Annotated in this window: 11 protein-coding genes; 3 read left to right on the forward strand and 8 right to left on the reverse strand. The window is 57.6% G+C overall.

All coding sequences use genetic code 11. The annotated features are described in order from the left end of the window. Positions 1 to 158 precede the first annotated feature (158 nt). The 7 genes from ACR0J8_RS22125 to ACR0J8_RS22155 all read right to left on the reverse strand — a co-directional run bounded on the left by ACR0J8_RS22125 (position 159) and on the right by ACR0J8_RS22155 (position 7290). On the reverse strand, positions 159 to 1553 hold the full coding sequence (locus ACR0J8_RS22125) for an FGGY-family carbohydrate kinase (protein ID WP_480527070.1): 1395 nt from the start codon (positions 1551 to 1553) through the stop codon (positions 159 to 161). After that, positions 1550 to 1864, reverse strand: a complete 315-nt coding sequence (gene rhaM, locus ACR0J8_RS22130; RefSeq protein WP_170682743.1) for an L-rhamnose mutarotase — start codon at positions 1862 to 1864, stop codon at positions 1550 to 1552. Before rhaM ends, ACR0J8_RS22125 begins: the two co-directional genes overlap by 4 nt. Before the next feature lies 1 nt (position 1865). Then, positions 1866 to 2849: an ABC transporter permease gene (locus ACR0J8_RS22135; RefSeq protein WP_480527072.1), complete on the reverse strand. Its 984-nt coding sequence runs from the start codon at positions 2847 to 2849 to the stop codon at positions 1866 to 1868. Next, on the reverse strand, positions 2846 to 3826 hold the full coding sequence (locus ACR0J8_RS22140) for an ABC transporter permease (protein ID WP_480527074.1): 981 nt from the start codon (positions 3824 to 3826) through the stop codon (positions 2846 to 2848). The genes ACR0J8_RS22135 and ACR0J8_RS22140 overlap by 4 nt, the downstream gene beginning before the upstream one ends. Further along, positions 3823 to 5361 (reverse strand): sugar ABC transporter ATP-binding protein, encoded by a 1539-nt coding sequence (locus ACR0J8_RS22145; RefSeq protein WP_480892360.1) that lies wholly within the window; start codon positions 5359 to 5361, stop codon positions 3823 to 3825. The genes ACR0J8_RS22140 and ACR0J8_RS22145 overlap by 4 nt, the downstream gene beginning before the upstream one ends. Before the next feature lie 77 nt (positions 5362 to 5438). Further along, positions 5439 to 6437: a rhamnose ABC transporter substrate-binding protein gene (gene rhaS, locus ACR0J8_RS22150; RefSeq protein WP_480527078.1), complete on the reverse strand. Its 999-nt coding sequence runs from the start codon at positions 6435 to 6437 to the stop codon at positions 5439 to 5441. A gap of 49 nt (positions 6438 to 6486) precedes the next feature. Beyond that, complete coding sequence (locus ACR0J8_RS22155; protein ID WP_480892363.1) at positions 6487 to 7290, reverse strand: DeoR/GlpR family DNA-binding transcription regulator; 804 nt, start codon at positions 7288 to 7290, stop codon at positions 6487 to 6489. A 146-nt stretch (positions 7291 to 7436) separates the two neighbouring features. Between ACR0J8_RS22155 and ACR0J8_RS22160 the strand changes: the two genes are divergently transcribed. Both ACR0J8_RS22160 and ACR0J8_RS22165 read left to right on the forward strand, forming a co-directional pair. After that, positions 7437 to 9578 (forward strand): bifunctional rhamnulose-1-phosphate aldolase/short-chain dehydrogenase, encoded by a 2142-nt coding sequence (locus ACR0J8_RS22160; RefSeq protein WP_480892366.1) that lies wholly within the window; start codon positions 7437 to 7439, stop codon positions 9576 to 9578. An 11-nt stretch (positions 9579 to 9589) separates the two neighbouring features. Continuing rightward, positions 9590 to 10819: an L-rhamnose isomerase gene (locus tag ACR0J8_RS22165; protein WP_480527083.1), complete on the forward strand. Its 1230-nt coding sequence runs from the start codon at positions 9590 to 9592 to the stop codon at positions 10817 to 10819. Positions 10820 to 11034: 215 nt separating this feature from the next. Here the strand turns inward: ACR0J8_RS22165 and ACR0J8_RS22170 are convergent, their stop codons facing one another. Continuing rightward, a complete protein-coding gene (locus ACR0J8_RS22170) occupies positions 11035 to 11814 on the reverse strand; it encodes an MOSC domain-containing protein (protein WP_480892369.1) in 780 nt (259 codons plus the stop codon). Between the two features lie 386 nt (positions 11815 to 12200). On the opposite strand from ACR0J8_RS22170, the gene ACR0J8_RS22175 reads away from it, so the two are divergent. Next, positions 12201 to 13520, forward strand: coding sequence for an ABC transporter substrate-binding protein (locus ACR0J8_RS22175; protein WP_170336525.1), 1320 nt, complete (start codon positions 12201 to 12203; stop codon positions 13518 to 13520). Positions 13521 to 13569: the final 49 nt, after the last annotated feature.

Genomic DNA, 13569 nt, shown 5'->3' on the forward strand with positions numbered 1-13569 from the left:
GTCGGACCAATCCTGAGAGCGGCCCCAATGACCGCTCGCAACCACAAACCGGTCTAATCGCTAATGCCGTCGGATGACGGCTTTGAGCCCATTCCGTTCAGTTTCACGCTGGTCCCCAATGTCTGCAATCGGAGTTCCGTGCAGGTCGTTAGGGTATCCTATGGGCGTGGTTCCAGGCCTGCTTTTGCGGCTCTGTGCCAACTTTTCGCGTAACGTTGGTAGCTTACGTCGGTCTTGTGATAATAGGTTTCGACGTCGAAGGCCGCGCGCTCGGGGAGTGCGCCTGTTGCCAAGAGGGCGGCCCCCTGGCTCGTCCCTGTTGCAGTGGCGGTCGCGTCGACCCTGCAGTTTGTCGCCGCGGCGAGCATACTGGCGAAGCCTTTGTTCCTGGCAAATGGACCTTCAACGATAATGGGGCCCTTGTGTCCGGTCAGCAACAGGCATTCCGCGGTCATCAATCCGAGGTAAAAACTCACCGCCGCCGCGCGTTCGTGGGTTCCGGGCAAGGGCTCTGACCCCATCCAGCTGTGTTTTTGCCCCTGAAACGGTCCGCTGTCCGGGACCATTGCGGGCAAGAGCATGGGGCCGTCATTCGCGACCAGGTCAAGGAATTGCTCTGCACATTGGGTGGTTTGACCGTTCATTGCCAACTCGAACTCGCGTCCCCCCATGAAACGGGCGGATGGTACCGGGGCACCCAATGCGTTGACGTTAAGAAGCGTGTCACGCGAAGGTTCCAGAGTTACTTCTTCGCCGCCGATGGTCATGGCAATGACCCATGTCCCGGTCGAAACGACGGAAAACGGCCCGGTTCGGGTCAGTACATGAGGCAAAAGCGATGCGTTTGAATCGTGGATGCCGCAGTGCACTGGCGTGTCAAAGCGCAGGCCGGTTTGCGATGCGACCTGCGGCAACACGGGTCCGAGAACCTCCGCAGATTTGCGCGCGGGCGCCATTTTTTCAGATATGCCCAACCGATCGACCAACGAAGAATAGTGCGCCTTGGACGGATTCCACAGATCCGTGTGACAACCAAGGGACGACACGTCGCTGGCCGGCACTCCTGTCAGGCGATGCCCCCAGTACTGCGGATAGGTGACAATGGCGGCGGTGCGTTCGCGAAGCGCGGGGTCCTGCTCAAATTGCCAATGCAACTGCGCACCCAGGTTCAGACCTATCGGCAACCTTGGCGATCCGGTTTCCTCAAAGGGCGGGCGGATGGCGTCGTAAGCCGCGGTCAGATCATCAGGACCTGTGTGCTCATAGTCGAGGATCGGGGCAGCAAGCGCGCCGTCTGGCGCGATCAGGGCGCAAGACGCCCCGTGGGTCGTGATGGAAATGGCATCTACGCCGTGCGCCTTCTGAAACTGCTCCAACCCGTCCAGAAGGAAGCGCCAGATAGCCTCAACATCGAAGTGCGGATAGGGTGGAGCGGCGAGAACCATGTTAGGCCGGGTCAGCACCTCCACTTCGGACATGTCAGTCGCATCGACCAGCGCAAGCTTGGCGTTGGTCTTGCCGATGTCGATGACGGCGACGTGCCGGGGGGTCATGGCATGTGGAAGACGGGCGTCAGCGGCACCGCCACGGGTTCGTTGTCGGGCTTGGTTTCCATGATGTCCGCCATATGCGCCCACCATCGCTGCATGATCTCGTGGCGGGGCAAGGCATCCATTTTGTGGTCGTCGGTGCGCCAGAGGACGCCAAAAAGAATGTTCGTTTCTTCGTCCAAATGGATCGAATAGTCAGACACGCCCGCGTCTTTCAGCAGCGTGGCAAGCTCTGGCCAGATCTCATCGTGGCGCTTTTCGTATTCATCCCTGCAGCCCGGGTTGAGCTTCATCTTGAAGGCATATTTTTCCATGTCAGCCCCTCCACATCGACCAGAGCCGGGGCAGCGCGATGACCGAGATCAGCAACGCCCCGATAATAATCGACATCACGATACCGGGCACGTTCAGCAAGCCAAGTCCGAAAGTCACAAGCCCCATGACAAAGGCCGCGATCACAACGCCGAGGATGGAGCCGGAGCCGCCGAGGATGTTGACCCCGCCAAGGACGACCATGGTAACGATCTCAAGTTCCCACCCGAAGGCAATGGAGGGTCGGGTCGAGCCGAGGCGGGATGTCAGGCAGACGGCGGCGACCCCGGACATCAGGCCCGTCAGCAGGAACAGGGTAAACTTCACCCGGCCCACCCGAATGCCCGAAAACAGCGCCCCGGTGGCATTGTTTCCGATGGCATAGACCGCGCGGCCGAAATTGGTCATGTGCAGGATGACCGCGTAGATCACCGCAATGATGGCGAAGAGGACAAATTCGAAGGAAATCACCCACCAGACATAGCCCTGCCCGAAGAAGGCGAAATCGGCTGGATAGCCCTTGTAGACCTGATCGCCCAACACGATGAAACTGATCCCGCGGAAAAGGCTCATCGTGCCGATGGTGACGACGATGGATGGCAGACCAAGGCCGGTGACGAGGAAACCGTTTACCGCGCCACAGGCCAGACCGACGGCCAGACCGATCAGGACCAGCCCCTCTGTCCCGACACCCGCCTGCACGGCGGCGCCCATGGCGGTCGAAGCCAGTGCGATGATCGCGGCAACGCTGAGGTCGATTTCGCCAGAGATGATAAGCAGAGCCATGGCAAAGGCAATCATCGCCTTTTCGGTGAAGTTGAAGGTCGCGTCGGAGAGGTTCCAGGCATTCAGGAAATAGGGTGAGGCGAAGCTGTTGGCGATGAAGATGCCGATTGCGACCAGCATCAGTAGGCTTTCCCAGCTTTTCAGGTTCCGCTCCAGCGGCGAGCGCAGGCGATCGGGGATCGCGCGTGTCGTCGTGGTCATGTCGCGTGCTCCGCGCGTTTGAGGATGATGCGGCCCTTCGTCCGGTTGGCCTGGGCATTCAGAACAACTGCGACGATGATCGCGCCGCCCGAGATGGCCATCTGCCAGAAGGGAGAGATGTTCACGACCGGCAGGGCATTGGCAATGATGCCGAGGAACAGCGCGCCCAGCAGCGCGCCGGGGACCGAACCGATGCCACCCATGATCGACACGCCGCCAATTACGCAGGCCGCCACGACGGTCAATTCAAACCCCCCGGCAACATCGACATAAGCAACCGCGAAGCGAGAGACCCAGAGGTAGCCGGTCAGACCGGCCAGCGCGCCAGAGATCGTGAAGGCCCAGAACTGGGTCCGGCCCACATTGATCCCGGCATAGGTCGCCGCATGGGGGTTGCCCCCGGCAGCGTAGAAGGCGCGGCCCAGGGTGGTGCGGGTCATGACGATGGTGAAAAGGATCACCGCCGCGATGGCAAACCAGCTTAGCACCGGAAGACCAAGAAGCTCGGTGCGCGGGAATGCCTTGAAAGTGTCGCTCATCTCGTGGCTGTTGACCCATTTGCCCTCGGTCAGAAGGAAGATGGTTCCCCGGAAGATGGTCATGGTGCCAAGCGTCACCACGATAGGCGGGATGTCCAGTTTCCACACAAGGATACCGTTGAACATTCCAAGGCACGCCCCGAACCCGGTGGCCACGACCAGCGTTACGATAATCGGCAGACCGGGTGCCGAGATATTGATCAGGGACACGACCATGCCGGTCAGCGCGAGGTTGGCGGCGACCGAGAGGTCGATGCACTTTGTCAAGATCACGATCATCTGGCCGATGGCCAGAAGGATAAGCGGCGAGGTGTCGTTGAAGACGGCAGCCAGGTTCGACAGCGTGATAAACGCCGGGAAGCGGCTTGAGATGATGCCAAGCACCAATGCGATGGCGACCAGCAGCAAAAGTTCGCGGGAGGCGAGGATACGTTTCATTGCGCGGCCTCCCTGATCCCTGCGGCGTGGCTGACAAGCGTTTCGGGCGTGATCTGATCGCGGGCCAGTTCCGCCACGATGCGCCCCTCACGCATGACGATCACTCGATCCGACATGCCCACGATCTCGGGGATTTCGGAACTGACCATGATGACGGCGAGCCCTTGCGCGGCAAGCTCCGCCATGAATTCATGCACGGCGGCCTTGGACCCGATGTCGATGCCCTTGGTGGGTTCGTCCAGGATGATGACCTTGGGCTGGGTGGCAAGCCATTTGGCGATCACGACCTTCTGCTGGTTGCCGCCCGACAGGTTGCCGACATCGGTGTCCAGCGAAGCGGCGCGCAGGTCGAGACGTTCGGTATACTCCCGTGCCAGCTTGAATTCCTCGGCCAGCTTGATGAACCCCTTGCGCGAGGTGCGAGCGAGTGACGGTAGCGTCACGTTCTGAAAAATCGGCAGCGCGCCGATTGTGCCTTGTTTGCCCCGGTCCTCCGGGACATAGACGATGCCACTCGCAACCGCGTCGGCGGGCGATGCAATCGAAACCGGTGCCCCGTCGATCCTCACGGTTCCGCCCGAGGGGCGGGTGATCCCGAAAAGGGCCTGCATGAATTCGGACCGACCTGCGCCGACCAGTCCGTAGAACCCGAGGATTTCGCCGCGCCTGAGCGTGAAACCGATGTCCGCGAATTCGGTCGGGTGGTCGTACCCTGCGACTTCGAGGATATCGTGGCCGACGTTGTGGTCGCGTTCGGGGAAAATCTGGCTTACGTCGCGGCCCACCATAAGCTTGACCAGTTCTGGCTCACTGACATCTACAATCGCCCCTTCGCCGACCATCTGGCCGTCGCGATAGACGGTGTAGAAATCGGCGATGCGGAAGATCTCGTCAAACTTGTGGCTGATGAAGAGGATCGCCTTGCCTTGCGCCTTCAGGCTTTCGACGAGTTCGTAAAGCTCTTCGATTTCCTTCTGGCTGAGGGCTGCGGTCGGTTCGTCCATGATCACAATGCGCGCGTCGATGGACAGCGCCCGGGAAATGGCAACCAGGTGCTTGTTCGCGGTTCCAAGGTCCTTGAGCGTAGCGCCCGGATCAATCTTGGCCCCGATTTCATCCAGAATCTCTCGCGCGCGGGTCGCCATGGCGAGTTTGTCGATCAGGCCAAATCGCCCCTTTGGCGCATGGCCGAGAAAGATGTTTTCCGCCACCGTCAGTTCGTCGAAAAGGACGGTTTCCTGATGGATGGCGGTCACGCCAGCGGTTTCGGCGGATTGCGGTGTCGGGAAACTGAGAGCCTCGCCATCGATCCGGATGTTACCCTCGTCGGGTTGATAAATGCCCGTCAGAACCTTCACCACGGTGGACTTGCCAGCACCGTTTTCGCCCACCAATGCCGTGACCTTGCCCGAGTAGAGGTTCAGCGAAACATCTGACAGCGCCCGCACGCCGGGAAATGTCTTGGTCACGCCGGACAGGCTCAGAAGCGGTGTAGGGGCGGCGTTCGACACGTCTGGTCTCAATTCCAACTGCATGGACAGTGTTTCTGGATGTGGGAAGAGTAGGGTGTCGGGGCGCGGGTCATCGCCCACGCCCTGACACGTCGTTCAGATTAGAAGATCGACTTGAACTGTTCGATGTTCGAGCTGTCGTAGGTGAACGGATCAGCCATGGCTGCCGAGCCGGTGTCATCCAGCGTCACCGAGCCCATGCGGCCCATCGGGATTTCGGCACCGGCGCCGGTTTCAGCACCGTTGGCGATTGCATGCGCCAGCATGGTGGCCGAGTAGCCAAGGTCAATCGGGTTCCAGATCGCGAAGCTCTTGGTTGCACCGCTATCAACACAGCCTGCCATCTCGGACGGGAGGCCCAGACCGGTCACGTTGATCTCACCGATCTTGCCCGCGTCGGTCACCGCCTGGCAGGACGCCAGGATGCCGACGGTCGTTGGCGCGATGATCGCCTTCAGGTTAGGGTAGGATGCCATGAGGCCCTGTGCTTCTCGGTAGGATTTGTCGCTGAGGTCGTCGCCATAGACGGTGGCCACCAGATCTACGCCGTCATAGTTCGGAAGAACCTCTTTCGCGGCCTCGATCCAAGCGTTCTGGTTGGTTGCCGTGGCCGACGCCGACAGGATCGCGACTTCACCACCATCCGGCATGTGATCCGCGGCAAGCTTGATGATCGTGTTGCCGATCAGCGGGGTCGAGGATGGGTCCAAGTGCATCTGGCGTCCGCCTTCAGCCACACCCGAGTCCCAGGAAATCACGGTGATACCGCGGTCCATCGCGCGTTTCAGCGCTGGCACAAGTGCATCGGGGTCGTTTGCCGAAATCGCGATGGCGTCGACACCCTGCGCGATCAGGGAGTTGATGACCTCGATCTGACCTTCCGCAGTGGTGTCGGTCGGGCCAGTGTAGATGATCTCGACATTGCCAAGCTCTCCGGCAGCCTCTTCAGCGCCTTCGGCGGCCGCTTCAAAGAAGCCGATACCAAGCGCTTTTACGACCAGAGCGATGCGCATGTTGTCCTGCGCCATCGCCGTGGTGCCAAACATACTGGCAGCAAGGCTCATCCCTGCGACAAGTGATGTGAAAGTACGACGCTTCATGATAGTTCCTCCCAGAAAGTCATGTTTGGGTCTCGGGTTTCGGAGGCGGTCAAGAGGCCACCTCGTTTTCTTGAACGCTGCCCGACTGGGCAACGATCAGATTCACATCGGCAGCCTCAAGCATGGCCGCCGCCTTGTCAGGAATTCCTTCGTCGGTGATCACGGTCGTGATCCGGTCCAACTGGCAAAGCACGAGGCTGGAGCGCTGCGCGAATTTCGAACTGTCGACCAGAACGACAAGCTCATCCGCCTGTCCGATCAGTTTCTGTTCTGCCTGGATCAGAAGCGGATCGGCCTCCATCAGGCCGATGGGGCCCAGCCCCTGCGCCCCCATGAACATGCGGATTGCATAGAAGTTGCGGGTCACGTCGTTGTCAAAGGGCGACAGGATTATGTTCTGTTCCCGGTAGATCGCGCCGCCTGACAACATGATCGTGTTCTTCGAATGCTTCAGCAGGTGCTCGGCAATCGGGAACGAATTGGTAAAGACCTGCATCCTGCGGTTGGCCAGCGGATGCACCATCTGAAAGGTCGTTGTGCCCCCGTTGATGATGATGCTGTCACCTTCGCTACACATCTCAACCGCCGCGCGCGCAATCGCCTGCTTTGCTGCGATATTCATGGTTTCGTTGACGACGAACGGACGGCCCGCCAGCCCGGCGAACTGCGGTGGCGTTATGGCCTCAGCGCCGCCTCTGACACGGCGTACCTTCTGTTTCATGTGAAGTGTTGAAATGTCGCGCCGGATGGTGGCTTCGGACACGCCGGTCAAGGTGCACAGGTCCCCAACCGTCACGACGGGGCGATCCTGCACCGCAGAAATGATGATCCTGTGGCGTTCTTTTTCGTGCAAAGCCACCTCCCTTTCACTCCACGCTGCGCAGATTCGTCGCAGCTGTCAATCATTTTCGATCACTTTCAATCATTCTGCATTGCAGAATGACTGTTTGTGATTGTTTTTGATTGACATAACGATGCACACTACTAAGCCTAAACGCGATGGTGCAGTACCGACCGCTGCATCGTGAGGAGGGCAGAACGTTGAAATCCATCGAAAATCAGCTTCTTGAGAACCGCTGGGATGACGCTGTGGCAGGTTGTATGTCCGAATCGGAACTGCTTCTCTATCGCTCCAACACGCTGGGATCGGATAAGCGCGTCACAAACTATGGCGGTGGCAATACCTCTGCGAAGGTCATGGAAGCCGACCCACTGTCCGGCAAAGAGGTCGAGGTCCTATGGGTCAAGGGTTCCGGCGGTGACATCGGGTCCATGAAACTTGACGGCTTCTCCACGCTATACATGGACAAGCTGAACGCGCTGAAGGGGCTTTATCGCGGGGTCGAGTTTGAAGATGAAATGGTCGGTTATCTGCCCCACTGCACCTTCAAACTGAACCCGCGCGCGGCTTCAATTGACACGCCCTTGCACGCCTATGTGCCGCGCAAACATGTCGATCACGTCCACGCCGACGCGATTATTGCGATCGCAGCGTCCAAGAATTCGAAGGAGCTGACCCAGGAAATTTTCGGTGACCGGATCGGTTGGCTGCCGTGGAAACGGCCGGGTTATGAACTGGGCCTGTGGCTTGAAAAGTTTTGCCTGGAAAACCCGGATGCTGATGGTGTTGTCCTTGAAAGTCACGGATTGTTCACATGGGCTGACACGGCGAAAGACTGCTATTACTGCACCATCGACGTGATCAACGTCGCGACCAAGTGGTTGGCCGAAAAGACCGCCGCTGTTACGGCCTTTGGCGGAGCGGTCCACGAGAGCCTCGCCCGGGAAGGTAGGCGGACCGTTGCCGCCCGGCTGATGCCCGCGATCCGTGGCTTTGTCAGTGGCAACCAGCACATGGTCGGGTATTTCAACGACAGCGCCTCGGTGCTTGAGTTCGTGAATTCCAAAGACATGGAGGCGCTGGCGGCCCTTGGCACGTCCTGCCCCGACCATTTCCTGCGCACAAAGATCCGACCTTTGGTCGTCGGCTTCGACCCGGCCCTGAACAACATCGACGCAGTGCTTGAAGGCCTGCCCGCGCAAGTCGCGGCCTATCGTGAGGACTACACGGCCTACTACAACCGTTGCAAACACGATAACTCGCCTGCGCTTAGGGACCCCAATGCGGTTGTCTACCTGATCCCCGGGGTTGGCATGATCACATTTGCCAAGGACAAGGGCACGGCCCGCATTTCCGGCGAATTCTACATCAACGCGATCAATGTTATGCGCGGGGCAAGTGCCGTCAGCGAATACTGCGGCCTGCCGGAGCAGGAAGCTTTTGACATTGAATACTGGCTGTTGGAAGAAGCCAAGTTGCAGCGCATGCCGAAACCAAAATCGCTGGCTGGTCGCGTCGCGCTGGTCACCGGCGGCGCCGGCGGCATAGGGTCGGCAACGGCAGAACGTTACCTGTCCGAGGGCGCCTGTGTCATGCTGGCCGACATCAATCCCGACAGCCTCACCGCGACGGAAGGGGTCTTGACCCAGCAGTTCGGCAAGGACGTCGTGTGCACCGTCCTGATGGACGTCACGGATGAAAATGCCGTGGCCCAGGCGTTGGCTGAAATATCCGTCGAATTTGGCGGCATCGACATCCTTGTCTCAAACGCCGGGATCGCATCCTCTGCCCCGGTTGAGGAAACGTCCCTCGACCTTTGGAACAAGAACATGGACATCTTGTCCACGGGGTATTTCCTTGTCAGCCGGGAAACTTTCAAGATCATGCGGGTGCAGGACATGGGAGGATCTATCGTTTTCGTAGCCTCGAAAAACGGGCTTGCCGCCTCGCCCAATGCCTCGGCTTACTGCACGGCGAAGGCCTCGGAAATCCACTTGGCCCGTTGCCTTGCGCTGGAAGGTTCTGAGGCCGGGATCAGGGTCAACGTTGTGAACCCGGATGCGGTGTTGCGGGGCTCCAAGATCTGGGAAGGCGATTGGCTCGATCAGCGGGCTTCGACCTACGGCACGGACAAGGAGGGGCTGGAAGAGATGTACCGCAACCGATCCATGCTGAAACGCTCAGTCCTGCCGGAAGATATCGCCGAGGCTTGTTATTTCTTCGCCGCCGAGACGTCGGCCAAATCTACGGGCAACATTTTGAACGTTGATGCAGGTAACGTTCAGGCCTTCACGCGATAGGGAGACGGTCCATGAGTTATGAGAGCGCCAAAGCGGAATTCGCTGACTGGGGCGTCGACACTGAAGCTGCGATCAAGGCTCTGAAGGACATCCCGATTTCCATTCACTGTTGGCAAGGCGATGACGTGGTCGGGTTCGAAAACCAGACCGGCACCTCGGGCGGGGGCATTCAGGCAACCGGAAACCATCCGGGCCGAGCCCGCAATCCCGACGAACTGCGGGCGGATCTTGAGTTTGCCTATGCAAAAATCCCCGGGTCACATCGGTTGAACCTTCACGCGATGTACATGGACACAGACGATACCCCGGACCGGGATGAGATCGAGTACCGCCATTTCGCGCCATGGGTCGACTGGGCCAAGGGCATCGGCATCGGGCTGGATTTCAACCCGACCTTCTTTGCCCATAAAAAGGCCGACGACAACCTGACGTTGGCACACCCCGACAAGGGCATCAGGGACTTTTGGATCGAACATGGGAAACGCACGCGGGACATTGCGGCGCAGATGGGAGCCGCGCTTGGTTCACCCTGCATCAACAACATTTGGGTTCCGGATGGGTTCAAGGATCTTCCTATCGACCGTATGGCGGCACGGGCCCGGCTTGAGGCCTCGCTCGACACCATGCTGGCCGAGGCGAAATCGGATATGCTGGATGCGGTCGAATCCAAGCTTTTTGGCATCGGTGTCGAGGCCTGCACGGTGGGCAGCCATGAGTTCTACATGGGCTATGCGATCCGCAACAAGACACTGCTGTGCCTCGACATGGGGCACTTCCACCCGACCGAAAATATCGCCGACAAACTGAGCGCCGTGGCCCTGTCTCTGGATGAGCTTCTGCTGCACGTGTCGCGCCCTATGCGTTGGGACAGCGACCATGTGATCATGCTGAACGATGACATCCTGGCGATGGCACTTGAACTGGTCAGCGGCGACCTGTTGTGCAAGACCCATATCGGGCTTGATTTCTTCGACGCCACGATCAGTCGCACGGCCGCTTGGGTGATTGGCACACGCAACATGCAAAAGGCGCTTCTGCAGGCGCTTCTGAAGCCCTGGGATCGTTTGCGAGCAGCGGAGGACGCGCTGGATTTCACAAGCCGGTTTGTTGTGACAGAGGAACTGAAGGACCTGCCCTACGGAGCAGTGTGGTCTGAATTTTGCGCCAGAAACGGCGCGCCTACAGGTACTGAGCTGATCACTGAGCTTGACACTTATCAGGCCTCTGTAGCGGGGCGCTGAGGCACGGTCCAATTTTATGGAAAGTCTCCGTTTGGACAATCTATGTTGGAAAGAAGGCCAAGATTGCATTCGAAAGAAAGCGGTCGTCGCGCCGGTGACCATTGAGCGGCCGCATTGTCCGCAAGGCACCCTTTCAACTGACTCAAGTTAAGGTCTGCTTCGAGCCCGGAGCAGACGTTCGAAGTGCACTTTTGTCTGTGCTTGCAAAATAGTATTCAATCTAACATTTCTCCAGTTTGGCCGACTCTCAGCGTTCCGCCTTTAGCCACCTCGACATAGACACCCATGTCCGTATGACCCATGAACTTCCGAATAAGATAGGGTATCTTCAAGTCCCGCTTGGCCGTTTGCGGGTTCACTTCAGTGGCTGCACACCTTTTTGTACGCGAGAGTATCTTTAACTCGACATCGCCAAATCTAAAAACTGATCCAACTGCATCCAGCTCAACAAACGAAGGTAATCCGTCTATCTCAATATTCGCTCGGAAGCGGGCCGGGTGAATTTCTGCGTTCAGTTGTTCGCCCAACTTTTTCACAGCGGCCAGATTCAAAACGGATATCGCGTTCATCATTTGCGGTGATACGACAGATACATCTGTAAACCTATGAGGAGCAGAAGAGACAAACTTTGGCAGCTCTGGATCTTTTAAATCGATCTCTGAAGAAAGGAACTCTGCCGCCTTCTCCCGATCTTCAGACTCTCGCATATCAAAGCGTCGTGTCTTTCCGTTCGCATTGATCTCAAGTGCCTGGGACTCAATTTCAAAACCGGTCTGAATGCCTGCCAGTGCAGCCTCGTTCAACAAAACGACAAATCGATCTTTCGGCAGTGGCGTTGGGTTCTGCATGTCGAAACCGGAGTTGTAGCGAGCAAATCCGAACAGGCGATCGCCTGGAATGCCCTCTCCTGTTCGCAGCGTCACAGTTCGCATAGGCTCGGAACTCAAGCCTTTTATAGGGTAGCGGTTCAATCGGACGATGGAGAGATTGTTCATACGTTTGCACCCGACCAAAAAGAACTATGCACGGTCCCGAGTTGTCCGCGCTGTTTGACGCTATCTCGAATTCTCAAAGGTATCGACCAAATAATCTTTGAGCGCTTCAGAAGCGGGTTCGCTAAACCTGTTGGCCGCATGACGGTAGCGCCCATTTAAGTCGATATGACCATTCAATACCTCGCTGCTGAAAATACATGCGCACCAATGCTAAAGAGCATTTTCACGTAGAATCAATAACTAAGAGACACAATTGGCGATCTCTTCCGGCTTCTTGAGGTACGAACCTCAAATATATCTGGACTTGAGGTGCGTACCTCAAATAGCCTTGGAAATATGCCGCGATTCGCACATCCTCGATTGACGGCGAAAAAAGGGAGGAATGGATGACTTACACAAAACTGGCCTCGGCCAGCGCGATAGTCCTTGCCGCTACTACTCTTTCTACTAAGGCAAATGCTGAAGATCTGACACTCTGTTGGGCTGCATGGGACCCGGCCAACGCGCTTGTTGAGCTATCAAAAGAATTCGAAGCAGAATCCGGCCACTCGATGAACTTCGAATTTGTTCCCTGGCCAAATTTTGCAGACCGGATGCTGAATGAACTGAACTCTGGGGGTAAGCTCTGCGACCTGCTGATTGGTGACAGTCAATGGATCGGCGGTGGCGCCGAAAACGGTCACTATGTCCAGCTGAACGATTTCTTCGATGCTGAAGGTATCAGCATGGACGATTTCGCGCCAGCCACGGTCTACGCCTATTCGACTTGGCCTAAAGGCACACCAAACTACTACGCGCTGCCTGCGATGGGCGATGCGAATGGCTGGTTCTATCGCAAGGACTGGTTCGAAGACCCAGAAATTCAAGCTGCATACAAAGAAGCGACTGGTCAGGACCTACGCGAGCCTCAGTCTCAGAAAGAATTGTTGCAGATCGCGCAGTTCTTCCAAGGTCGTGAAATCGACGGCAAGACAGTCTATGGCGCAGCTATCTTTACCGAGCGCGGCTCGGAAGGGATCACCATGGGTGTGACCGGAGCGCTGTATCCATGGGGTTTCAAATACGAAAACACCCCGGGTTCATATGATATGGAAGGCGCCGTAAACTCACCGGAAGCGGTTGAGGCATTGGAGTTCTATAAAGAATTCTACAAAACGGCGACGCCTCCGGGATATACTAACTCCTACATGGGTGAGAGCTTGGATGCATTTAAGTCCGGTCAGGTCGCTATGGCCATGAACTGGTTTGCGTTCTTCCCTGGTCTATATGCCGATCCCAATACCGGTGGTGACAAGATCGACTTCTTCGTGAACCCACCACAAAATCAGGCGGGTTCAACACTGGGTGGACAAGGTATCTCTGTTGTCAGCTACTCTGACAAACAGGACGCCGCACTTGAGTACATCAAGTGGTTTGCGCAACCGGAAGTTCAGGCCAAATGGTGGGAACTTGGCGGATACTCTGCACATAACTCGGTGCTGGAAGATCCCGGTTTCGTGGACAGCCAACCGTTTGCCGGTGATTTCCTGGAAGCAATGGGCGGTGTGCAGGATTTCTGGCAAGAGCCTGCCTATGCGGAACTGCTGTTGGCAATGCAGAAACGCATCCACGACTACGTCGTTGCCGACCAAGGCACAGCTCAAGAAGCGCTTGATCTACTGATCGAAGATTGGACGGAAGTCTTCGAAGACGAAGGCAAGCTGTAGTCCGGACGCAGACAGGAGCGGGTGCAAACCCGCTCCACCTTCACCCGTG

Source organism: Ruegeria sp. N11 (genome assembly GCF_056531525.1).

Excerpts from the sequence above, each read along its gene's own strand:
- ACR0J8_RS22165 (WP_480527083.1), top strand. The coding sequence starts at position 9,590 with ATGAGTTATGAGAGCGCCAAAGCGGAATTCGCTGACTGGGGCGTCGAC.
- ACR0J8_RS22135 (WP_480527072.1), bottom strand. The coding sequence starts at position 2,849 with ATGACCACGACGACACGCGCGATCCCCGATCGCCTGCGCTCGCCGCTG.
- ACR0J8_RS22125 (WP_480527070.1), bottom strand. The coding sequence starts at position 1,553 with ATGACCCCCCGGCACGTCGCCGTCATCGACATCGGCAAGACCAACGCC.
- rhaS (WP_480527078.1), bottom strand. The coding sequence starts at position 6,437 with ATGAAGCGTCGTACTTTCACATCACTTGTCGCAGGGATGAGCCTTGCT.
- ACR0J8_RS22140 (WP_480527074.1), bottom strand. The coding sequence starts at position 3,826 with ATGAAACGTATCCTCGCCTCCCGCGAACTTTTGCTGCTGGTCGCCATC.
- ACR0J8_RS22175 (WP_170336525.1), top strand. The coding sequence starts at position 12,201 with ATGACTTACACAAAACTGGCCTCGGCCAGCGCGATAGTCCTTGCCGCT.
- ACR0J8_RS22170 (WP_480892369.1), bottom strand. The coding sequence starts at position 11,814 with ATGAACAATCTCTCCATCGTCCGATTGAACCGCTACCCTATAAAAGGC.
- rhaM (WP_170682743.1), bottom strand. The coding sequence starts at position 1,864 with ATGGAAAAATATGCCTTCAAGATGAAGCTCAACCCGGGCTGCAGGGAT.
- ACR0J8_RS22160 (WP_480892366.1), top strand. The coding sequence starts at position 7,437 with ATGGTGCAGTACCGACCGCTGCATCGTGAGGAGGGCAGAACGTTGAAA.
- ACR0J8_RS22145 (WP_480892360.1), bottom strand. The coding sequence starts at position 5,361 with ATGCAGTTGGAATTGAGACCAGACGTGTCGAACGCCGCCCCTACACCG.